Raw genomic sequence first — 21,358 nt, 5'->3', positions numbered from 1 at the left:
TCTTTCATGAACGGGGTGGGCTTCCGCCCCGGGGCTATTCGCCGGTGCTGCCCCAGATGCCGGCCATCCAGTCCTCGACGTCCTCCGGGCTCCGGGGCAGGGCCGCGCTGAGGTTGACGGGCCCGTCGGCGGTCATCAGCACGTCGTCCTCGATGCGCACGCCGATCCCGCGGTACTCCTCGGGGACCGCGAGATCCTCCGCCTTGAAGTACAGGCCCGGTTCGATGGTGAAGACCATGCCCTCGGTGAGGATCCCGTCCAGGTACAGCTCGCGCTTGGCCTGCGCGCAGTCGTGGACGTCCATGCCGAGGTGGTGGCTCGTGCCGTGCGGCATCCAGCGACGGTGGTGCTGCCCCTCGGGCGAGAGCGCCTCGTCGAGGGATACGGGGAGGAGTCCCCACCGGTCCAGGTTCTCCGCCAGGACCGTGACGGCCGCGAGGTGGACCTCCCGGAACTTCCGGCCCGGCTGTGCCGCGGCGAAGCCCGCATCGGCGGCATCGAGCACGGCCTGGTAGATCCTGCGCTGCGTCTCGCTGTACCGCCCGTTCACGGGGATGGTGCGCGTGATATCGGCGGTGTAGAGGCTCTCCGCCTCCACCCCGGCGTCCAGCAGCAGCAGTTCGCCGGCCCTGACCTGGCCGGTGTTGCGGATCCAGTGGAGCGTCGTCGCGTTGTTCCCCGATGCCGCGATGGTGTCGTAGCCGAGGTCGTTGCCCTCCTCGCGGGCCCTGGCGAAGAACGCGCCTTCGACCACGCGCTCGCCCCGGGGATGGGTGATGGCCCGGGGGAGGGCGCGGACCACCTCGTGGAACCCGCCGACGGTGGCGGCGACCGCCGCCTCCATCTGCTCGATCTCCCAGGCGTCCTTGATGAGCCGCAGCTCGGACAGCGCCTCGGCGAGCACCGCATCGAGGGCGTCCGCCTTCTCGAGGTCCACTCCGGTGTTGATCCGGGAGGTGTCGACGAGCGCATCGGCATTGAAGTCGACCTCCCGGAGCAGGCGGATGCTCACCCCACCGATCTCGGGTACGCCGGCATCCTTCGTGATCGCCACCTCGAGTTCCGCGAGGTCCGCCGTCGCGAGGGCGAGCTGGGCCCGGATCTGCGCCATCGAGAGGCGCTGGCCGATCCAGAACTCGCCGTAGCGCGCATTCGCGTAGAACTCGGCGCTGTCGCGTCCCGCGAGTTCCCGGAAGTACAGCGTGGCCGCGTGGTTCCCGCCGTCGTCCCCCGTTCCCTGTTCCACCGGTTCGAGGACCAGCACGGCGTCGGGTTCGTGGTCGAGGCCGAGGCCGGTCAGGTGGGCGAATCCGGAGTGCGGGCGGTAGCGGTAGTCGGTGTCGTTGGAACGGACCTTGAAGGGGCCGGCCGGGATCACGATGCGCTCGCCGGGGAAGCGGTCGGAGACGGCGCGACGACGGCGGGCGGCGTGCGCCGCGACGGGCGCTGCGGCCGGGAGGTCCTCCGACGCCGGAGCCCAGCTGCTGGCCATGAAGGCCTTGAAGGCGTCCGAGTCGGGCCGCTGGGAGCGGTTCTCGTTGCGGTCGGACAGCGGCTGGCCCTCCGGCGAGTCGGTGGGGTTTCGGGATGCGGGGGCGGTGTCGTCGGTGCTCACCCCGCCATCGTCTCACCGTCGCCGTACCGCGGGAAAGTCCGTGCCCCGCGGCGACGCCGTGCCGCAGGCAGGCCGGAACCCCGCCGGCGCGTAGATTGGGTCCGGTGAGAATCGACCTGCACACCCACTCCAACGTCTCGGACGGCACGGAGGACCCCGATGTCCTGATCGCGTCCGCCGCCGCCACGGGCCTCGACGCCGTCGCCCTCACCGACCACGACTCGACGGCGGGCTGGGACCGGGCAGCGGCGGCGGCGGCGACGCTGGGCATCACCTTCGTCCCCGGCATGGAGGTCTCCTGCCGCACCGACACCGGCATCAGCGTGCACGTGCTGTCCTACCTCCACGACCCGGAACACGCCGGCCTCCGCGAGGAGATCGGGAAGTCCCGCACGGCGCGCCTCACGCGCGCCCGCCGCATGGTCGAGCTCATGTCCGAGGACTTCCCCATCACCTGGGACCTGGTCGAGGAGCATGTGACCGAGGGTGCGACCGTGGGCCGCCCCCACATCGCCGACGCCCTGATCGCACTCGGCATCGTGACCACGCGGTCCGAGGCCTTCGACCGCATCCTGACCGCGCGTTCCCCCTACTGGGTCAGCCACTACGCGCCGCATCCCGCACACGCCGTCGCCCTCATCCGCGCCGCCGGCGGCGTCCCGGTCTTCGCGCATCCCTCGGCCTTCAACCGTGGGGCGGTGGTGGGGGGCGCCGTCATCGACGAGATGATCGACGCCGGCCTCCTGGGACTCGAGGTGGAGCACCGCGACAACCCGGAGGGCGCACGAGGAGAACTGCGGACCATCGCACGCGAGAACGGGCTGCTGGTCACCGGCTCCAGCGACTACCACGGAAGCGGCAAGCCCAACCTGCTGGGCGAGAACGTCACGACCCGTGAGACGCTCGAGGCCATCGCCGGGCTCGCAACGGGGACGCCGCTGGGCTAGGTCCTCCGGTCCGCCCCGGATCCTGCGGCCCCCGGACCCGGAGTACGCCGGACCCGGCAGCCGGCCGTACGTGGTCAGATCCAGGGCGCCAGGCGCTCGCGCATGACCTCGATGGCCTGCGGGTTCCTGTCCACGCAGACGAAGCGCCGGCCGAGCTTCCCGGCCACCGCTCCGAGGGTGCCCGACCCCGCGAAGAAATCCAGCACCCAGTCGTCCTTCCGGCTGCTCGCCGCGACGGCGCGCCGGAGCAGGCCCTCGGGCTTCTGGGTGGGGTAGCCGGTCTTCTCGCGGCCCGTGGGGGACACGATGGTGTGCCACCAGACATCCGTGGGGAGCTTGCCGAGCGCAGCCTTCTCCGCCGTCACGAGTCCGGGCGCCATGTACGGTTCGCGGTCGACCTCGTCGCTGTTGAAGTAGTACGCCGAGGGGTTCTTCACGTACACCAGGATGTTGTCGTGCTTCGCGGGCCACCTGCGCTTGGCCCGGGCACCGTAGTCGTAGGCCCAGATGATCTCGTTCAGGAAGCAGTCGCGCCCGAAGAGGACGTCCAGCATCACCTTGGCGTAGTGCACCTCGCGGTAGTCGAGGTGGAGGTAGAGGGTGCCGTCGTCGGCGAGGAGCCGCCACGCCTCGGCGAGCCGGGGCACGAGGAAGTCCCAGTAGTCCTCGAAGGCGTCGTCGTAGCTCGCGAGCATGCCCTTGACGGTCGAGTAGGAGAGCCCCTTGAAGCCCACGCGGTCGCCCGCGCCGTCGACAGCCCGCACCATGGTGGTCTGCTGGCGGCGCTGCGCGCGGCCGGTGTTGAACGGGGGATCGACGTAGATCATCGTGAAGGCCGCATCCGGCAGCGTCGCCAGGTACTCGGTGTTGTCCGCGTGCACCACGAGGTTCGCGCCGTCCGCCCTCCAGGTGGGAGGCGCGGACGGCGCAGGGAGTCCGGTCACCGAGGGCTAGTCCTCTGCGCCGCCGGCCGGCTTCGCGACGACCTCGCCGTTGCGCCGGCGCGTGCGGCTGCGGCGCTGCCGGTCGCCCGCGGGAACCTCGGCGTCGGAGCCGGGACGACGGCGGTGTCCGCCGGACTCGACGGCGTCACCCGTGGGTGCCGATGCCGCCGGTGCAGCAGGTGCGTCCGCGGAACGGTTACCGCCCCGACCACGGCTGCGTGGGCTGCGCGGGCCGTCGGCGGAGTCGCCGGCCGTCCCACCGTCGCGGCGCTGGCCGCCGCGTCCGCCCGAACGCCCGCGTCCGCCGTCGCCCCCGGCACTGTCGGGGCGTGCACCGCCGCCGCGCTTGCCGGTCTCGCCCAGGTCCTCCAGGACCTCCGCGTTGATGCCGGCGAGCTTGCGGTCCTTGCGGGGCAGGCGCCCCTTGGTGCCCTCGGGGATGTCGAGATCGGTGTAGAGATGCGGCGACGAGGAGTAGGTCTCCACGGGCTCCGGCGTGTCGAGGCCGAGGGCCTTGTTGATGAGGCCCCAGCGGGGGACGTCGTCCCAGTCGACGAAGGTGACCGCGGTGCCCTTCTTGCCGGCGCGGCCCGTGCGGCCCACGCGGTGCAGGTAGGCCTTCTCGTCCTCGGGGCACTGGTAGTTGATGACGTGCGTGATGTCCTCGACGTCGATGCCGCGCGCGGCGACCTCCGTGGCCACGAGCACGTCGATCTTGTCGCCGCGGAAGGCACGCAGCGCCTGCTCGCGGGCACCCTGGCCCAGGTCGCCGTGGATCGCGCCGGCCGCGAAACCGCGGTCGATCAGTTCCTCGGAGAGCTTCGCCGCCGTGCGCTTGGTCTTGCAGAAGATGATGGCGCGGCCGCGGCCCCGGGCCTGCAGGATGCGGGCCACCACCTCGGCCTTGTCCAGGTTGTGCGCCCGGTAGATGACCTGGCGGATGTCCTTCTTGGTGATGCCCTCGTCCTCGGGATCCGCGGCGCGGATGTGCGTGGGCTGCGTCATGTAGCGGCGGGCCATCGCGATGACGGGGCCGGGCATCGTGGCCGAGAACAGGAGGGTCTGGCGCACGGGAGGGGTCGCGGCGATCAGGGTCTCGACGTCGGGCAGGAAGCCGAGGTCCAGCATCTCGTCGGCCTCGTCGAGCACCACGATCTTGACGTTCTTGAGCACCAGCAGTTTCTGCCGGTACAGGTCGATCAGGCGGCCCGGTGTCCCGACGACGATCTCGACGCCCTTCTTGATGGCCTCGATCTGGGGCTCGTACGCGCGGCCGCCGTAGATGGTGACGATGCGCGCGTTGCGCTTCTTCGCCGCCGTCGTGAGGTCGTTCGCCACCTGGACGGCGAGCTCTCGCGTCGGCACCACGACGAGGGCCTGCGGGGCGCCCGGGACGGGGAGCTTCTCGTAGCCGGCGTCGTCGGGACCGACGACGCGCTGGATCGCGGGGATGCCGAAGCCGAGGGTCTTGCCCGTGCCGGTCTTCGCCTGGCCGATGATGTCGTGGCCGCCGAGGGCGATCGAGAGCGTCATCGCCTGGATGGGGAAGGGGTGGGTGATGCCGGCGTCGCTCAGGGACTCGACGATGTCGGGGCGGACGTTGAAGTCCGCGAAGGTCTCGGCGACGGCCGCGTGCGGCTCCTCCGTGGTGACCAGGGTCTCCTCGACGTCGATGGCGTCGGAGGAGTTGTCCGCGACGAGGTGGTGCGTGTCCGTGGCCGGGGTGTTGTCTGCGTTCGTGTTGTGCACGTTCTACCGTTCATTCAGGCCGAGCGGCCGCCGAGGCTCGACGCCGGGATGGATCCATCCTGTGCGGAGCGTATCGGCGGGCGCGGGGCGTCCAGTGGAAGCCGATCGCGGGCTTGCAACTGCGTGCGGGCTGCGGAGGGAGACCTGCGCCCGCGGGAAAACTCGGGATCGAGTAGGTACTGCGGGTTATCGACGGATTGATAACGACCGGGCATCCATTACTACACCCTCAGCCTACCCTGCCGGTCCGTGCGGGGCCTCATCGCAGGTCCCGCTGGGGCGCGTCCGTCGGTTTGACCTCGAAGCGGAGACGCCGCCGGGCGATGTCCGCTTCGAGCAGGACCACGGTGACGCGCTCTCCCGCCACGAGTTCGCCGTAGCACTTCGCCTCCAGCGGGGGTTCGGTGACCTGCACCGTGCCGGACAGGCGCGGGGCCTGCCGGCCGGGCGCGTCCTCGACGGCGGGCGGGGAGCCCTGCAGGACGACGGCGGAGAAGGCCTCGCCGATGCGGTTGCTCAGCAGCGCGGCCTGCACGGCGTCCATCGCCCCGGAATCGAGCCGCGAGGCCGTCTGGTTCGAGGACGCCATCAGCGCATTGAGGTCGGGGAGGGCGGCACGCACCCACTCCGGGACCTCCTCGCCGGCGCACAGCGCTGCGCACGTGACGAGCACGAAGCGGTCCACGAGGCGGCGCAGGGGGGCGGTGGTGTGCGCGTAGGGCGCCGCGATGGCCGACTGCACGACGGCGTCGGGTACCGCGCCGTCGAACGCGGTGTAGCCGGCGCCGCGGAAGAGCGAGGCCGCGGCGTGCATCAGGGCGAGCTGCCGCGGGTCGGCGACGTCGAGCGTGCGCAGGAAGGCGCCGTACGGCATGTCCGGGGGCCAGGGGTGCTCGAGTGCCTCCGACTGGCGGCGGAACTTGCCGAGTGCGCCGTCGTCGGGCTCGGGCATGGTGCGCAGGATGCCGATGCCGCCGTCGATCATCATGCGGGCCGCGGCCATGCCCGTCATGAGCGAGATCTGCGCGTTCCAGTCCTCGCACGGAAGGGACGGCTCGGTGATGATGGCGTAGCTCTCGCCGTCGTGCGTGATCTCCTGGCGCGGCAGGTTGAGGCTCGCCCCACCGCGGTCCAGTTCCTGCTGGATGCGCCGGAGCCCGATCTCGCGGAGGAGGAGGAGCTGCTCGTCCGCGGTGCCCGCGTCGATCGCCGCCTGGACTTCGGCGTAGGTGAGCTGGCGGCGGCTGCGCACCGTGGCTCGGCGGACGGTGACGGACCGGACGACGGCCCCGGCGTCGAGGTCGAAGTGCCACACGAAGGCAGGGCGGTCCTGGTCGGGAAGGAGGCTCGCGGCGTCCTCGGAGATGGTCTCCGGGTGCAGGGAGATCCGTCCGTCGGGCGCGTACAGGGTCTGGCCGCGGAGCCTCGCCTCTGCGTCGACCGCGCCCCCGGCCCGGACGAAGAGCGGTACGTCGGCGATGGCGTACCAGACCTCGTAGCCCGCGTCGGGTCCCTGCCCGGGATCGTCCGACCTGCCGGACCCGGCACTGCGCGCCAGGTGGACGGCCTGGTCGAGGTCGGTGGAGCCGGGCGGGTCGATGGTGAGGAAGGGCAGGTCTCGCAGGTCGGCGTCCGGCAGGCGGGAGGCCGCTACGGCCCCGGCCGCCTCGCGGAGCACGTCCTCCGGGAAATCCTCACGGATGTCGAGTTCCTCGCGGAGGGACCGCAGCGACTCGGTGAGCCGTTGCTGGGACTCGCGGTCCCTGAGGTCCATATGCTGTGCTGGCACACGCCTTACGGTAGTGCACGTTCACGACATCGGGCAGGGCGGATGTCGTGAACGTGTCCGCGCCGTCAGGAAGGCGGCGGGCGGAGGGAGTCCACGGCCTTGAGCACACGGCGTCGGCGCGTGTCCGCGCCCCTCGCCTGGACGATGGGCAGCACCAGGGCCTTCCTGCGGCTCACGGACAGCGCATCGAACGCGTGGACCAGCGCCGGATCGTCGGACAGCGCGACGGCGAGATCCTCGGGGACGTCCACGGTGCGCTCCTCGGTGTCGAGGTCCAGCCCCACGGTCACCGTCCGGCCGGCCTCGATGCCGGCTGCCGTGCGGTGCTCCGCGCTGACCGGGATCATGGGGCGCCCGTCCATCGACCCGACGGTGGTGCGGTACGTGTAGGTCCCGATCGTGACGCGCACCGGGGGACGCCTGCCCCCGCCGAGCGCGGCCAGGACCTGCTCGGGCACCTGCAGCCCGGTGGCCGTGCGGCCCGAGAGTTCGAGGACGGCGGAGAAGTCCACGGGTGCCTGCCTTCCATCCGGCTGCGCACCGGAGCGTCGGGAACCGGACAGCAGCGGGATCCCGCTGTCCGGACTGGGACGAGCCTAGGCGGCGTCGCCGTTCCGCAACAGGTGCCGGGCGCCGTACGGCGGGTTGCCCCACCCCTGCGATTGCGTACTCTTAGCAGAATGAACAACGGCTCCACCGACCGCACGGCCCTTTCCACGACCGGGCAGGACCGTGCCGTGTCGCCGGCCCCTTCGGCGGTGCGCACGACGCGCCCGGAGCCTCCGACGGCGTCCGACGGGCAGGACGCCGTGGTCCGGCCGGCAGCGGGCGGCCCCGCGCCCGACGCCTTCTCCGACCCCCGCTACGCCCGCTTTGTCACAGACCTGCTCGGTGTCATCGCCTACGGGGAACTCTCGGGCTTCGAGCGGTTGTCGTCGGACGCCCGTTTCTCGCCCAGCCTCGCGGACCGTGCGAGCCTCGGTCGGCTCGCGGTCCGGGAGTTCGAGCACTTCGAGTCGGTGACGGCCTTCCTGGGCCGGCGGGGCGTGTCCGTCGAGGACGCGATGACCCCGTTCCAGGCATCCATCGATGCGTTCCACGAGCGCACGCGGCCCGGCGACTGGTACGAGTCGCTCATGAAGGCCTACGTCATCGACGCCTTCTCCGGGGACTTCTACCGGGCCCTGGCCGACAGCCTCGACCCGGCCACCCGCGAACTCATCGGCGCCATCGACTCGGGCGAAGGCGCCGCCCACCTGCAGCGGCGCCTGAAGGAGGCGCTCTCCGACGATCCGCGCCTCGCCTCGCGCCTCGCGCTCTGGGGGCGCAGGCTCGTCGGGGAAGCCCTCACGCAGGCGCAGCGCGTCGGTATCGAGCGTGAGTACCTGGCGGGACTGCTCTTCGCCGCCGAACCCGACCACGCGCAGCACACCACGGCCCTCTTCGCGCAGCTCACCCGCAACCACTCGCGGCGCATGAGCGCACTCGGACTCACCGCGTAGTCCGGCGCCCCGCACAGGAGGACCCGCGGGCCACGCCTTCCGGCGTCGCCCGCGGGTCCTCGTCCGCGTCCTGCTGTCCGCCCGGGACTAGAGCGCGCCGAAGCCCACGCGGCGGGTCTCCTCGGCGCCGATCTCGACATAGCCGAGGACCGACGTCGGAACGATCACCTGGCGGCCCTTGGAATCCTTGAGGCGCAGTTCGGTACCGCCGCTCATCGCCGCGGCCACGAGCTCCGCGATCGCGTCGGCGCTCTCGGCGGAATCGAGGATGATCTCCCGGTTGACGTTCTGGATACCGATCTTGACTTCCACGGCGCATGCCTCCTGTGTAGTGAACCTGTGATTCGTACCGAAACCTACTCTAGATTTCCTTGGGGAAGCGGCTGATTCCGCGCCAAGCTAAACGGTAGATCAGCTCCGCGGCGGCATCGATGTCGAGGCTGCCGTCGGTCTCCAGCCAATATCTGGCGCTGATCTGCGCCATCCCCGCCAGGCCGCGGCCCAGCAGCGTCGCCTCCACCAGGGACAGCTGGGTGTCACCCGCGATCACACCGGCGATGTCGTTGGCGAACTGTGCGTTGAAGGCCTCGAGCCGGCTGCTCACGTCGGGCTCGTTGCTGATGTCCGACTCGAAGACGAGGCGGTGCGCCCTGCTGTCCTGCGCGATGAACTGGAAGTAGGCACGCATGGTCGCGTGGACGCGGAGCTTGTTGTCGTCCGTGGACCGCAGGGCATCGACGAGCAGCTGCGTCAGCTCGGCGAGGTGGCTGTCGAGCAGGGCCAGGTAGAGGTCGCGCTTGCCCGGGAAGTGCTGGTAGAGCACCGGCTTGCTGACCTTGGCCGCGACGGCGATGTCGTCCATCGCCGCGCCGTGGTAGCCGCTCCCCACGAAGACCTCCTGCGCCGCTGCCAGGAGCTGCCGGCGGCGTTCGTCCCGCGGCAGCCGGAGGGACTTTCCTGAGGCGGTCGGTTCTGCACTCACGTAGGGCGATCCTCGGTTCAGCGGTCGGTGGACGTCCGCCCAGTTTACCCACCGGTCTCCCGGTCCACCCGTTCCGGGTCGCGGGTTGTCCCCGTCCCCGCACGCCGGTCGCTGGCCGGTGCGCGGGGAAGCGGAATACCCTTGGGCATGACCGCTTCCCCGTCGTCGCCGCCCGTTCCCGCACCCGTTCCCGCACCCGTGTCCGGCGCCGCTGAGCCCGCGGCGGAACCGATCCCCGAGCCGTCGGAGCGATGGCAGGGAGGGGCGCCAGGACTGCCTCCGCTCGTCGACGCGACCGGGAGCCTGACGCAGGAGGAGAGCTCCCGCTACTCCCGGCACCTGATCATCCCCGGTTTCGGGCCCGACGCGCAGCTGCGCCTCAAGAACGCGCGCGTGCTCGTGATCGGGGCCGGCGGTCTCGGCTCGCCCGCGCTGCTCTACCTGGCTGCGGCGGGGGTGGGGACGCTCGGCATCGTGGACGACGACGACGTCGAGCTCTCGAACCTGCAGCGCCAGGTGATCCACTCGATGCCCGACATCGGACGGTCGAAGGCCGAATCGGCCCGCGACAGCATCCTGGCGCTGAATCCGCTGGTCGGCGTGGTCCTGCACCGGGAACGGCTCGACCGGTCCAACGCCCTGACCCTGTTCGCCGGCTATGACCTCATCATCGACGGCACGGACAACTTCGCCACCCGGTACCTCGTGAACGACGCCGCCGCGATCCTCGGCAAGCCCTACGTGTGGGGATCCATCCTCCGGTTCGACGGGCAGGTCAGCGTGTTCTGGCAGGATCATGGACCCACCTACCGCGATCTCTATCCCGAGGCGCCGCCGCCGGGATCCGTGCCGTCCTGCGCGGAGGGAGGCGTGCTGGGCGTGCTCTGCGCGCAGATCGGCTCCGTGATGGTCAACGAGGCGATCAAGCTCATCACGGGGGTGGGCACCACCCTCCTCGGCAGGGTGCTGGTGTTCGACGCGCTGGACATGAGCTGGCGGGAGGTGCGCGTGCGTCCCGACCCGACGGCGGCGCGCATCACCGAACTGATCGACTACGAGCAGTTCTGCGGGTTGCCGCCTGCCGGTCCGACCGCCGCACCGGACGGTCCCGGCGGCGAGGACCGGGTCCCGACGATCACCGTGGACGAACTCGCGCGGCTCCTCGCCGAGCGGTCCGCGGGCACGGCCGATTTCGAGCTGCTCGACGTCCGCACCCCGGAGGAGTACGCCATCGTTCACATCGACGGCGCGGTGCTGGTCCCGAATGAGACGATCCTCGACGGCGACGCCTCCGTGGACACCGGCCGGACCGTCTACGTCCACTGCAAGTCGGGCGTCCGGTCGGCCGACGTCGTGCGCTTCCTCCGGGGGCAGGGGCACCCGGACGCGCGGTCGGTGGACGGCGGGATCATCGAGTGGGTCCGCAGGATCGAACCTGCGAAGCTGACGTACTAGGCGGACGGATCAGGGGCCCGTCCCGGGCGTCCGCCGACAGCGGCAGGGGACTAGGCGCTGCGGGCGGGCCGCTCGTGGTCCACCGGGCACACGGCACCGTCGGCATGCGTGTGGTGCAGCCGGGCGGCCGGGACCACGGCGGCGGACGCGGTGGCTCCCTCGGCGGTCGCCGGGGCGGCGGGCGCCTTCGGGGCGGCGGGCGCGATGTCGATCCCGTACAGGGCCTCCAGCGCGGCGGTGTAGTCGTCCTGGCGTCCCTCGGCGGCGAGTTCGCGGGCACGGACGGTCGGTACGTGCAGGAGCTGGCGGACCATGCGCCGCAGGGCGAACTCGACCTCCTCGGCAGCCGCGGTGCAGCCGTGCTGCGCCCTCACGCGTTCCATCTCGGAGTCGAGCACGGCCTGGGTGTGCTGCCGCAGCGCGACGATCGCGGCGTTCATCGCCCGGGTGTTCTGCTGCTCCTCGAAGGACCGCGCGGCCTCGCGCACGAGGTCGCCGGCCTGCGCGAGGGCGTCGGCCTGCTCCTCCGGTGCAGCTGCGCGCACGGACTCGAGGGTGATGAGCTCGACGTCGTCGAGGGTGCCGACGGCGGGATCGAAGTCGTGGCTCAGCGCCAGGTCGATGACCACGAGCGGGCGGTTGCTGCCCTCGCGGACCCGTTCGATGTCGGCGGCGTCGATGCGTGCGTCACTGCCGCTGCACCCGATGACCACGTCCGCCCGGCGCATGGCACCCGGCAGGTCCGCGACCGCGACGGCCGTCCCGCCGCGTGTGGCCACGAACGCGTCCGCGCGTCCCGAGGACGAGAAGACGGAGATGTCGGTGCAGCCCCGATCCTTGAGCGCGGCCATCGTGGCCCCCGCGTAGGCGCCGGTGCCGAACAGCACCACGGCCTTGCCGGACCAGTCGGCGTCGTCGGAGATGTCGCCCGCCAGTTCGAGGGCGACGGAGACGATCGAACGCCCGCGGCTGCCGAGCGCGGTCTGTGCCCCGACCTCCTTCGCGGTCTTCGACGCCGCCTGGAAGAGGCGTACCAGTCCGCCGCTGGCCGCTCCCGAGCCCTGGGCCTCGGTGAGTGCACGCCGGACCTGTCCGGCGATCTCGCGCTCCCCGATCACGGCGGAGTCCAACCCGGCGCCGACGGCGAACAGGTGTTCTGCGACGTCCTGGCCCGTGTGCGTCTCGAAGGAGGCGGACACCGACTTCTCGGGGATCCCGGAGTACTCACTGATGGTGGAGACGATCGCGGACCGTGCGGCCTCCACGTCGTCCTCCGACGGGGCCTCCGCGTAGATCTCGAACCGGTTGCAGGTGGCGAGGACCACGGCGCCCGACACCGACCTGTCGTCGGCGAGCGCGACGGAGGGGACCTGGGGCGCCCCGACGCTCAGTCGGGCAACGGTTTCCAGGTCGACGTTCGAGTGTGTCGCTACAAGTGAAAGAAGTACCACAGCCCCTCAATCATACCGAGAACGACCCCCGTTCCCTGAATAGGTGATCCTTACCGGCGCTTGCAAACCGCGGAATCCTGCGGGATCGTGTCCCTCCACGAGCAGGTGATGTTGCCCACGCCCGGCCCGGCGCCCGGCGGCCCGGTTAACCATCGGCCGGGATCTTCGGCAGAATCTGCGGTATGGACCTTGGAGCATCGCACCCGCTGGTCGACGGACGCACGTCCGGCTCGGCCCTCATCTCCGCGTATCGCGGGCTGACTCCGCACCGCCGGCCCGTGTGGTTCATGCGCCAGGCGGGACGGTCCCTGCCCGAGTACCGTGCGCTGCGGGAGGGCACGAACATGCTCGAGTCCTGTCTGGACCCGGAGATGGCGTCCGAGATCACCCTCCAGCCCGTCCGCCGGCACGACGTCGACGCCGGCATCTTCTTCTCGGACATCGTGATCCCGCTCAAGCTGGCCGGGGTCGACGTGGACATCGTCCCCGGTGTCGGTCCCGTCCTCGGCAAGCCCATCCGGTCCGCAGTCGACGTGGCGGCCCTGCCCCGGCTGACCGACGAGGCGCTCGAGCCCATCCGGCAGGCCGTCGCCCTCACCGTCGCCCAGCTCGGCTCCACACCGCTCATCGGATTCGCGGGTGCCCCCTTCACCCTGGCCGCCTACATGGTGGAGGGCCGGCCGTCACGCGACCACCTCGGTCCGCGCACCATGATGCACTCCGACCCGGACACGTGGCGAGCGCTGACGGAGTGGGCCGCGGATGCCTCGGGCATGTTCCTCCGCGCCCAGCTGGAGGCCGGTGCGAGCGCAGCGCAGCTGTTCGACTCGTGGGCGGGCTCGCTGGGGCTCGCCGACTACCGTCGTTCCGTCGCACCGGCGTCGCGCCGCGCCCTGGACCACGTCCGCGGCCTCGGGGCACCCCTGATCCACTTCGGCACCGGAACCTCGGAGCTGCTCGTCGCCATGCACGAGGTGGGAGTGGACGTCATCGGTGTCGACTACCGCCTGCCCCTCGACGAGGCCGGCCGTCGGCTCGGCGGGACCGTTCCCCTCCAGGGCAACATCGACCCGGCCCTGCTCCCCGCACCCTGGCCCGTCCTGGAGCAGCACGTCCGCGACGTGCTCGAGGCCGGTTCGTCGGCTCCGGGCCACGTGGTGAATCTCGGGCACGGGGTCCCGCCGGAGACGGACCCGGACGTCCTGACGCGCGTCGTCGAGCTCGTCCACTCCGTGGAGCCGTAGGCATGACGAGGCGCGGGGACCGCGACGGGGCTGCCGGGCCGCACGGGGACCCGATGGCGCAGGAGCGGGTCCCGCGGCGCCGGACCGTCGTCGTGATCGGCGGGGGCATGGCCGGCCTCGTGGGCGCCCGCACGCTCCTGCAGCGGGGCTTCCACGTCACCCTGCTCGAGCGGTCCGGCCGTTTCGGAGGGACCGTGGACGGACGCGTGCTCGGCGGTCTCCAACTGGACAGCGGTGCCGAATCCTTCTCCACCCGCTCCGCCACCGTGCCCTCGCTCGCCGAGGAACTCGGGCTGGGCGACCGCATCGTGGCCCCCGACGCGACCGGCGCCTGGGTGCAGCTCCCCGGCAAGGACCTCGCGGCCTCGGCGCAGCCGCTCCCCAGCTCCGGGGTGCTCGGCATCCCCGCGGATCCGTCGGATCCCTCCGTCACCGCGGTGATCGGCCGGGCCGGCGCCCTCCGGGCAGCCCTCGACAGGGTGCTGCCGGTGGGCCCGCTCGCGACCCGCACCAGGGTCAGCCTCGGTGAGCTCGTGCGCACCCGGATGGGGGATGAGGTCCTCACCCGCCTCGTGGCGCCCGTCGCCGGCGGCGTGTTCTCGGCGGACCCCGACGACCTCGACGTCGACTCCGTGGCACCCGGGCTGCGCGCCACCATGGGTCGCCTCGGCTCCCTGGGAGCGGCGGCCGGAGCCCTGCGGCAGGCGGCGCCGGCCGGTGCCGCGGTCGGCGGTCTCGCCGGAGGCATCGCGCAGCTCCGGGACGCCCTCGTGGCGGAACTCGTCGCTGCCGGCGCCGACCTGCGCACCGGCGAGCAGGTCACGGCGATCACCCGCTCGGGCGCGGCGTGGACCGTGACGACGGAACACTCGATCCTTGCGCGACGGATCCCGGCCGACGGCGTCCTCGTCGCGACCGAGGGCCGTGCCGCCGTCGACCTCCTCGGTCCGGCCATCCCTGCGGTGGCCGGCGAGCGGCCGGACCCGGTGCCGGGCGTCGCCCTGGTCACGCTGATCGTCGACGTCCCCGAACTCGACGCCCGCCCGCGCGGCACCGGTGTGCTGGTGGCCCGCGGCGTGGAGGGAGTCGCCGCCAAGGCGCTGACGCACGCGACCGCCAAGTGGGCGTGGCTGCGCGACCAGGCCGGACCCGGCTCGCACGTGCTCCGGCTGTCCTACGGACGCGTGGGGGACACCCCGGCCGATGTCGGACTGGCCACGCCGGACGATGCCCTCTACCGCCACGCGCTCGTCGACGCCTCGTCCCTGCTCGGCGTCCCGATGCAGGAGGCGGATGTGCTCGACTGGGACGTGGTGCGCTGGGCCGGTGCCCTGCCCCACGCCTCCGTGGGTCACCGGGAGCGCGTGGCACGCATCCGTGCGCTCGTCGCCGACCAGTCGAAGTCCCTCGCCGTCACGGGCGGCTGGCTCGCCGGGACGGGCCTCGTCGCCGTGATCGACGATGCCAGGGCGCGCGCCGGCGTGCTCGCCGACGCCCTCGATGCGGCCGCTCCCGACGCCCCGATGTGACATTCCTCGCTTCTACCGCGTGTAGAAGAAGAGGATTTCGGATCGTCTCCGGGCAGGGGGCAAACTAGTACCATGACTGAGCTAACCGGTAGCAGGCCCGCCCACGCTCCACAGCAGACCGGGGAGGGCGCCGACGCCCCCGGTGAGCTGTTCTACACACTCTGGACCGTCTTCCGGCGGGGAACCGCGACGACGGACTCCGGCACCCCGCTCGAGGAGGTCCTCGCCTTCTTCGAGGAGGACGGCGTGGTGCTCCGCGGTTTCTACGACGTCTCGGCCATGCGCGCCGACGCCGACATCCTGGTCTGGCTGCACGGCCCCCGTCCCGAGGCGCTGCAGGCCGCGATCCGCAGGCTCCGCCGCACCGGGACGTTCGCCGGGACCTCCATGGTGTGGTCGGCGATGGGGGTCCACCGCGACGCCGAGTTCTCGAAGTCCCACAGTCCGGCCTTCTCCCGCGGGGTGGCGCCGGCCGAATGGGTCTGCGTGTACCCGTTCGTCCGGTCCTACGAGTGGTACATCCTCCCCACCGAGGAGCGCCGCGAGATGCTGACGGACCACGGGATGAAGGGCCGCAAGTACCCCCAGGTGATCTCCAACACGGTCTCATCCTTCGCCCTCAACGACTACGAATGGATCCTGGCACTCGAGGCTCCCGACCTCGTGGACCTCGTGGACCTCATGCGGTACCTCCGGGAGACGGAAGCACGCCGCCATGTCCGCGAGGAAGTGCCCTTCTACACGGGCCGGCGGATCCACCACGACGAGATAGCAGAGGTGCTCAAGTGACGACACAGGCTTTCAACCCACTCGACGGGGTCGACGCGGACGGGCGCATGGCCCCCAAGGCGTACGACGCCGTCGTGCTCGCCTCCTTCGGCGGTCCCGAGGGGCAGGACGACGTCATCCCCTTCCTGCGGAACGTCACGCGCGGCCGCGGCATCCCGGACGAGCGCCTCGAGGAGGTCTCGCACCACTACCGCGCCTTCGGCGGGGTCAGCCCCATCAACAGCCAGAACCGCGCGCTCCGCGCCGCCATGGAGGCGGAACTGCGCCGGCGCGGGATCGACCTGCCCGTCTACTGGGGCAACCGCAACTGGGAGCCCTTCATCGCGGACACGCTGCAGGAGGCCTACGACGCCGGCCACCGCAAGGTGCTCGCCGTCACCACGAGCGCCTACTCCTGCTACTCGAGCTGCCGCCAGTACCGTGAAGACCTCGGGATGGCCCTCGTGAAGACCGGCCTCGAGGGACGGCTGGAGGTGGACAAGGTCCGGCAGTACTTCGACCACCCCGGGTTCGTGGAGCCCTTCGTCGAGGGCGTGGCGGCCGGGCTCGCCACGGTCCGTGCAGGACTCGCCGAACAGGGCACGCCGGACGCGCCCGTGCACATCATGTTCTCCACACACTCGATCCCCATGGGCGACGCCGAGGCGGCAGGACCCCGCAACGGGGAGGGCGGCCCGGCCCACGAGGAAGGCGCCTACGTGGCGCAGCACCTCGCGACCGCCCAGGCCGTGCTGGACAGGATCCCGGAGTCCGAGGGGGTCGAATGGTCGCTGGTCTACCAGTCCCGCTCGGGTGCACCGCACATCCCGTGGCTCGAGCCGGACATCAGCGACGCCCTCCGGGACCGCTACGAGAACGGGACGCGCGGGGCCGTCATCGTCCCGCTCGGATTCGTCTCCGACCACATGGAGGTGGCATGGGACCTCGACACCGAGGCGATGGAGACCTGCGGTGAACTCGGGATCGTCGCCGATCGCGTGCCCACCCCGGGCACGCACCGGAAGTTCGTCGAGGGCCTGGTCGACCTGATCCTCGAGCGGACCATCGACAACAACATCGCCGACCGCCCGTCGGCGACCGCCCTCGGCCCCTGGTACGACGTCTGCCGACCGAACTGCTGTGCCAACCGCCGCGGCGAGAAGCCGACCATCGCGGCGGTCGACTCCACCGTGGGGACGCCGCTGCCCAACCCCGGTACCGAATGACCGGGCACATCCGGGTCGGGACGCGGGGCAGCGCCCTCGCGATGACGCAGACGACGACGGTCGCGGAGCGGGTCTCGGACCTCGCAGGGCTGCCCTACGACCTCGTCCGCGTCCGCACGGAAGGGGACGTCTCCAAGGGGTCGCTCTCGCAGATCGGCGGCACCGGCGTCTTCGTCGCCGCCCTCCGGGACGCACTGCTCGAGGAGCGGTGCGACATCGCCGTGCACTCGCTCAAGGACCTGCCCACGCTCCCGGCTCCAGGGCTCACCGTGGCCTCGGTGCCCGAGCGTGAGGACGTCCGTGACGCCCTGTGCGCACGGGACGGACTGACGCTCGCCACGCTTCCCGACGGCGCACGCGTGGGCACCGGTTCCCCGCGGCGCGCCGCGCAGCTGCGGTCGGCGCGGCCGGGGCTCGAGGTCGTCGACATCCGCGGGAACGTCGACACGCGCCTCGGACGCGTCGCCGGACTCGTGATCGGTGCGCCCGGTGACCTCGACGCCGTCGTCCTCGCCGCGGCAGGACTGCGGAGGCTGGGACGCCAGGACGCCATCACGGAGCTGATCGACACCGACGTCATGCTGCCCGCGCCCGGCCAGGGCGCCCTCGCGGTCGAGTGCCGCGAGTCGGAGCCGACACCCGAGCTGCGCGGAGCCCTCGCGGACTACGACCACCTGCCGACCCGGCTCGCGGTGACCGCGGAGCGCGCGGTCCTGCTGCAGCTCGAGGCAGGCTGCGCGGCACCGATCGGCGCCCTCGCACACCTCCGCGGCGACGAGCTCGCGCTGGAGGCCGTGGTGTGCAGCCTCGACGGCCGGTCGATCCTCCGGCTCACGCGCTCGGCACCCGCGACGGACGCCGTGGCCGCCGCGCGGCTCGGGCTCGAACTCGCAGAGGAGCTGCTGGCCGCCGGCGCAGCCGACATCGCGCCGCTGAACAGCTAGGCCCGCATGACCCACGATCGGGCGCTCCCGTCGGTGCTCATCCTCCGGCACCCCGAGCGGTCCGCCCGGATCGCCGATGCGCTCCGCGCGGCGGGCCTGCGTGTGTTCGCCCTGCCACTGACCGACACCGAACTGCCCGCGGACGTCGCTGCCGTCGCCGCGGAACTGGGTGCGCTCGGCAGGGGGGCGTACGAGTGGCTGGTCGTGACCAGCGGGAACGCCGTCCGGGCGCTCGAGCTCGTCGCGGCGTCCGGGCCCACGTCCCTCCCGGAGCTGGTCCGCGCGGGCGGTACGAGGGTCGCCGCCGTCGGCTCGACCACCGCGCGCCTGCTGGCGGACTCCGACATCGAGGTCCACCTGGTGCCGCGGGACGCGTCGTCGGCCGGCCTGCTGGGTGAGTTCCCGCACGGTACCGGCGCGGTGCTCGTGCCGCAGGGGGACCTCGCCCCGGGGGACCTGCAGGCCGGCCTCGCCGGACGCGGCTGGGCAGTCCGTCGTGTGGAGGCCTACCGCACCGTGCCCTACCCCGCCGACGCGGCGCGGCGGGTCCCGGCGATCCAGGAGCCGGGAGTGCAGCCGCCCCTGCTGTCCCGTCGGGATCTCGCCGCGCTGGCCGCCGATGCTGTCCACCCCGCCGTCGTCTTCACGGCGCCGAGCACGGTCCGGCAGTTCCATGAAAAGCTGGGGAGCGGGCCACTCGCCTTCTTCCCGGTCGCCATCGGGCGCACGACGGCCGCAGCCCTGCGCGCGCAGGGCTGGGAGCCGGGAGCGACGGCGGCGGAACCCACACCGCAGGGGATCGCCCGGGCCGTCCGGGAGGCCTTCTCCCGGGCCGAACCCACCTACCTGCACCCGCACCACTGAACGGAGATCAGCCATGAGTTTCCCCCAGCACCGCCCGCGGAGGCTGCGCTCGACGCCGGCCATGCGACGCATGGTCGCCGAGTACCGTGTCCATCCGTCCGAGCTGATCCTGCCCGCCTTCATCCGGGAAGGACTCGACGAGCCCGTTCCCATCCTGTCCATGCCCGGCGTGGTGCAGCACACCACGGACTCCCTCAGGCGCGCGGCGTCGGAAGCCGTGGAGCGCGGCGTCGGCGGCATCATGCTCTTCGGCATCCCCGCGCACCGTGATGCGACGGGCAGCGCTGGCATCGACCCGGACGGCGTCCTGAACCGCGCGATCGCGGATGTCCGCTCCGAGGTGGGCGACGCCCTCGTCGTGATGAGTGACGTGTGCCTCGACGAGTTCACGGATCACGGGCACTGCGGCGTCCTCGCGGCCGACGGCTCCGTGGACAACGACGCGACGCTCGGACTCTATGCGCAGATGGCCGTGGAGCAGGCGAGGGCCGGTGCGCATATCCTCGGCCCGTCGGGCATGATGGACGGCCAGGTGGCCGTCATCCGCCAGGCGCTCGACGAGGCCGGGCACCAGGACACCGCGGTGCTCGCCTACGCGGCGAAGTACGCCTCCGCGTTCTACGGACCGTTCCGCGAGGCCGTCGACTCCCAGCTCACGGGTGACCGCCGGACCTACCAGATGGACGCGGCGAACCGCCGGGAAGCGATCCTCGAGGTCGAGCTCGACCTCGAGGAGGGCGCCGACATGGTGATGGTCAAACCGGCCATGAGCTACCTGGACATCCTGGCCGACGTCGCAGCGATGTCGCCCGTCCCCGTCGCCGCCTACCAGATCTCGGGGGAGTACGCGATGATCGAGGCCGCGGCCGCCAACGGCTGGATCGACCGCCGCCGCGCCATCGAGGAGTCCGTGCTCGGCATCAAGCGCGCCGGCGCACAGATGATCCTCACCTACTGGGCCTCGGAGCTCGCGCTCTGGCTCGACGAGACCGACCACTAGAACCAGCCAAGGACCGTCATGACGACTTCTGAGAACCTGTACGAACGCGCCCGCGCCCTCATGCCCGGCGGCGTCAATTCCCCCGTGCGGGCCTTCGGGTCCGTCGGCGGTACCCCGCGCTTCCTCGTCGACGCCCACGGGGCCTACGTCACCGACGCCGACGGCACGGAGTACGTGGACCTCGTCTGCTCGTGGGGACCGGCCCTGCTCGGGCATTCCCACCCGGACGTCATCGCGGCCGTCCATCGCGCCGTCGACCACGGACTCACCTTCGGTGCCTCGACGCCCGCCGAGGCGGACCTCGCCCAGCTGGTGAAGGAACGCGTGCCCGCCGTCGAACTCCTGCGCATGGTGTCCACCGGTACCGAGGCCACCATGACGGCGGTACGCCTGGCGCGCGGCTTCACGTCGCGCAACCTGATCGTGAAGTTCGCCGGGTGCTACCACGGGCACGTGGACAGCCTCCTCGCGTCCGCCGGTTCCGGCGTGGCGACCCTCGCGCTGCCCGGTTCGGCCGGTGTCACGGAGGCCACGACGGCGGAGACCCTCGTCCTGCCCTACAACGACGTCGAGGCCGTCGAGGAGGCATTCCGCACGCACGGCGAGCGTATCGCCGCCGTCATCACGGAAGCGGCCCCCGCGAACATGGGGGTCGTGACCCCGGCTCCCGGTTTCAACGCCTTCCTCAGCCGCATCACCTCCGAGCACGGGGCCCTGTTCATCGTGGACGAGGTCATGACCGGATTCCGCACGCATGCCGGTGGCTACTGGAAGCTCACCGGAGGGGCGGACGACGCGGAGCACCCGTGGACGCCCGACCTGCTGACCTTCGGCAAGGTGATCGGCGGCGGCATCCCCGCGGCGGCGCTCGGCGGTCGCGCGGACGTGATGAACTACCTCGCTCCGATCGGGCCGGTCTACCAGGCCGGCACCCTGTCCGGCAACCCGATCGCCATGGCGGCAGGCGTCGCCACCCTCACGGCGGCCACGCAGGACGTCTACCGGCACGTCGACGCCCGCTCGCTCGAGGTGGGCGACGCCCTGTCGGCGGAACTGTCGAAGGCCGGCGTCGACCACTCGATCCAGCGGGCGGGGAACCTCTTCAGCGTCGCGTTCGGCACCGCCGAGCACGGCGTGTGGAACTACGCCGACGCGCAGGGACAGGAGGCGTTCCGCTACGGGCCGTTCTTCCACTCCATGCTCGACTCGGGCGTGTACCTGCCGCCCTCGGTGTACGAGGCCTGGTTCCTCTCCGCGGCGCACGACGACGCGGCGATGGAGCGCATCCACGCTGCGCTTCCCGCGGCGGCGCGGGCGGCAGCCGAGGCCGTCCCGGTCGACTAGCCGGG

At 71.8% G+C, this 21,358-nt stretch carries 19 protein-coding genes; 11 read left to right on the top strand and 8 right to left on the bottom strand.

All coding sequences use genetic code 11. From position 1 onward, the window contains the following. Positions 1-34: 34 nt before the first annotated feature. Positions 35-1,615 (bottom strand): aminopeptidase P family protein, encoded by a 1,581-nt coding sequence (locus ACX80U_RS00425; RefSeq protein ID WP_459267057.1) that lies wholly within the window; start codon positions 1,613-1,615, stop codon positions 35-37. A gap of 104 nt (positions 1,616-1,719) precedes the next feature. On the opposite strand from ACX80U_RS00425, the gene ACX80U_RS00420 reads away from it, so the two are divergent. After that, complete coding sequence (locus ACX80U_RS00420; RefSeq protein WP_459267056.1) at positions 1,720-2,562, top strand: PHP domain-containing protein; 843 nt, start codon at positions 1,720-1,722, stop codon at positions 2,560-2,562. A gap of 74 nt (positions 2,563-2,636) precedes the next feature. Here the strand turns inward: ACX80U_RS00420 and ACX80U_RS00415 are convergent, their stop codons facing one another. The 4 genes from ACX80U_RS00415 to ACX80U_RS00400 form a co-directional block, all read right to left on the bottom strand. Beyond that, a complete protein-coding gene (locus ACX80U_RS00415; protein ID WP_459267055.1) occupies positions 2,637-3,506 on the bottom strand; it encodes a DNA-methyltransferase in 870 nt (289 codons plus the stop codon). 6 nt (positions 3,507-3,512) lie between these two features. Further along, positions 3,513-5,255, bottom strand: coding sequence for a DEAD/DEAH box helicase (locus ACX80U_RS00410; protein WP_459267054.1), 1,743 nt, complete (start codon positions 5,253-5,255; stop codon positions 3,513-3,515). 259 nt (positions 5,256-5,514) lie between these two features. Beyond that, a complete protein-coding gene (locus ACX80U_RS00405; RefSeq protein ID WP_459267053.1) occupies positions 5,515-7,044 on the bottom strand; it encodes an RNB domain-containing ribonuclease in 1,530 nt (509 codons plus the stop codon). Between the two features lie 65 nt (positions 7,045-7,109). After that, a complete protein-coding gene (locus ACX80U_RS00400) occupies positions 7,110-7,556 on the bottom strand; it encodes a YdeI/OmpD-associated family protein (RefSeq protein WP_459267052.1) in 447 nt (148 codons plus the stop codon). A 168-nt stretch (positions 7,557-7,724) separates the two neighbouring features. Here ACX80U_RS00400 and ACX80U_RS00395 point away from each other — a divergent pair, with 168 nt between their 5' ends. Continuing rightward, positions 7,725-8,546: a ferritin-like fold-containing protein gene (locus tag ACX80U_RS00395; protein ID WP_459267051.1), complete on the top strand. Its 822-nt coding sequence runs from the start codon at positions 7,725-7,727 to the stop codon at positions 8,544-8,546. Between the two features lie 87 nt (positions 8,547-8,633). On the opposite strand, the gene ACX80U_RS00390 is transcribed toward ACX80U_RS00395, so the two are convergent. Together ACX80U_RS00390 and ACX80U_RS00385 are read right to left on the bottom strand one after the other, a co-directional pair. Next, positions 8,634-8,858, bottom strand: coding sequence for a DUF3107 domain-containing protein (locus tag ACX80U_RS00390; protein ID WP_133080975.1), 225 nt, complete (start codon positions 8,856-8,858; stop codon positions 8,634-8,636). A 49-nt stretch (positions 8,859-8,907) separates the two neighbouring features. After that, complete coding sequence (locus ACX80U_RS00385) at positions 8,908-9,528, bottom strand: TetR/AcrR family transcriptional regulator (RefSeq protein WP_244186268.1); 621 nt, start codon at positions 9,526-9,528, stop codon at positions 8,908-8,910. A 147-nt stretch (positions 9,529-9,675) separates the two neighbouring features. Between ACX80U_RS00385 and moeB the strand changes: the two genes are divergently transcribed. Beyond that, positions 9,676-10,983, top strand: coding sequence for a molybdopterin-synthase adenylyltransferase MoeB (moeB, locus tag ACX80U_RS00380; protein WP_459267050.1), 1,308 nt, complete (start codon positions 9,676-9,678; stop codon positions 10,981-10,983). Positions 10,984-11,033: 50 nt separating this feature from the next. Here moeB and ACX80U_RS00375 read toward each other — a convergent pair whose 3' ends face one another. Next, positions 11,034-12,434: a glutamyl-tRNA reductase gene (locus ACX80U_RS00375; protein ID WP_459267048.1), complete on the bottom strand. Its 1,401-nt coding sequence runs from the start codon at positions 12,432-12,434 to the stop codon at positions 11,034-11,036. Positions 12,435-12,616: 182 nt separating this feature from the next. Between ACX80U_RS00375 and hemE the strand changes: the two genes are divergently transcribed. From hemE to hemL, 8 genes are all read left to right on the top strand, one after another. After that, positions 12,617-13,678 (top strand): uroporphyrinogen decarboxylase, encoded by a 1,062-nt coding sequence (gene hemE / locus ACX80U_RS00370; RefSeq protein ID WP_459267047.1) that lies wholly within the window; start codon positions 12,617-12,619, stop codon positions 13,676-13,678. Positions 13,679-13,680: 2 nt separating this feature from the next. Beyond that, the gene (gene hemG, locus ACX80U_RS00365) at positions 13,681-15,207 is read left to right on the top strand and encodes a protoporphyrinogen oxidase (RefSeq protein WP_459267046.1); all 1,527 of its coding nucleotides are present in this window, start codon (positions 13,681-13,683) and stop codon (positions 15,205-15,207) included. 72 nt (positions 15,208-15,279) lie between these two features. After that, positions 15,280-15,996 (top strand): hydrogen peroxide-dependent heme synthase, encoded by a 717-nt coding sequence (hemQ, locus tag ACX80U_RS00360; RefSeq protein ID WP_459267045.1) that lies wholly within the window; start codon positions 15,280-15,282, stop codon positions 15,994-15,996. Between the two features lie 47 nt (positions 15,997-16,043). Further along, on the top strand, positions 16,044-17,201 hold the full coding sequence (locus ACX80U_RS00355; RefSeq protein ID WP_208741747.1) for a ferrochelatase: 1,158 nt from the start codon (positions 16,044-16,046) through the stop codon (positions 17,199-17,201). Then, positions 17,198-18,145, top strand: coding sequence for a hydroxymethylbilane synthase (gene hemC / locus ACX80U_RS00350; RefSeq protein ID WP_133080970.1), 948 nt, complete (start codon positions 17,198-17,200; stop codon positions 18,143-18,145). Before ACX80U_RS00355 ends, hemC begins: the two co-directional genes overlap by 4 nt. 6 nt (positions 18,146-18,151) lie before the next feature. Beyond that, on the top strand, positions 18,152-19,009 hold the full coding sequence (locus ACX80U_RS00345; protein ID WP_459267044.1) for a uroporphyrinogen-III synthase: 858 nt from the start codon (positions 18,152-18,154) through the stop codon (positions 19,007-19,009). Positions 19,010-19,022: 13 nt separating this feature from the next. Then, entirely contained in the window at positions 19,023-20,009 is a 987-nt protein-coding gene (gene hemB, locus ACX80U_RS00340) for a porphobilinogen synthase (protein WP_459267043.1), read from the top strand. Between the two features lie 18 nt (positions 20,010-20,027). Then, positions 20,028-21,353, top strand: a complete 1,326-nt coding sequence (hemL, locus tag ACX80U_RS00335) for a glutamate-1-semialdehyde 2,1-aminomutase (RefSeq protein ID WP_133080967.1) — start codon at positions 20,028-20,030, stop codon at positions 21,351-21,353. The last annotated feature ends 5 nt before the right edge of the window (positions 21,354-21,358 follow it).

Source organism: Arthrobacter sp. TmT3-37, assembly GCF_054510835.1.
The sequence above is the reverse complement of the archived record's forward strand: the minus strand, read 5'-3'. Positions and strand labels throughout refer to the sequence as shown.

Bases quoted from the DNA above. Each gene is read 5' to 3' on its own strand.
- ACX80U_RS00395 (WP_459267051.1), top strand. From the start codon at position 7,725: ATGAACAACGGCTCCACCGACCGCACGGCCCTTTCCACGACCGGGCAG.
- moeB (WP_459267050.1), top strand. From the start codon at position 9,676: ATGACCGCTTCCCCGTCGTCGCCGCCCGTTCCCGCACCCGTTCCCGCA.
- hemE (WP_459267047.1), top strand. From the start codon at position 12,617: ATGGACCTTGGAGCATCGCACCCGCTGGTCGACGGACGCACGTCCGGC.
- hemG (WP_459267046.1), top strand. From the start codon at position 13,681: ATGACGAGGCGCGGGGACCGCGACGGGGCTGCCGGGCCGCACGGGGAC.
- hemQ (WP_459267045.1), top strand. From the start codon at position 15,280: ATGACTGAGCTAACCGGTAGCAGGCCCGCCCACGCTCCACAGCAGACC.
- ACX80U_RS00355 (WP_208741747.1), top strand. From the start codon at position 16,044: ATGGCCCCCAAGGCGTACGACGCCGTCGTGCTCGCCTCCTTCGGCGGT.
- hemC (WP_133080970.1), top strand. From the start codon at position 17,198: ATGACCGGGCACATCCGGGTCGGGACGCGGGGCAGCGCCCTCGCGATG.
- ACX80U_RS00345 (WP_459267044.1), top strand. From the start codon at position 18,152: ATGACCCACGATCGGGCGCTCCCGTCGGTGCTCATCCTCCGGCACCCC.
- hemB (WP_459267043.1), top strand. From the start codon at position 19,023: ATGAGTTTCCCCCAGCACCGCCCGCGGAGGCTGCGCTCGACGCCGGCC.
- hemL (WP_133080967.1), top strand. From the start codon at position 20,028: ATGACGACTTCTGAGAACCTGTACGAACGCGCCCGCGCCCTCATGCCC.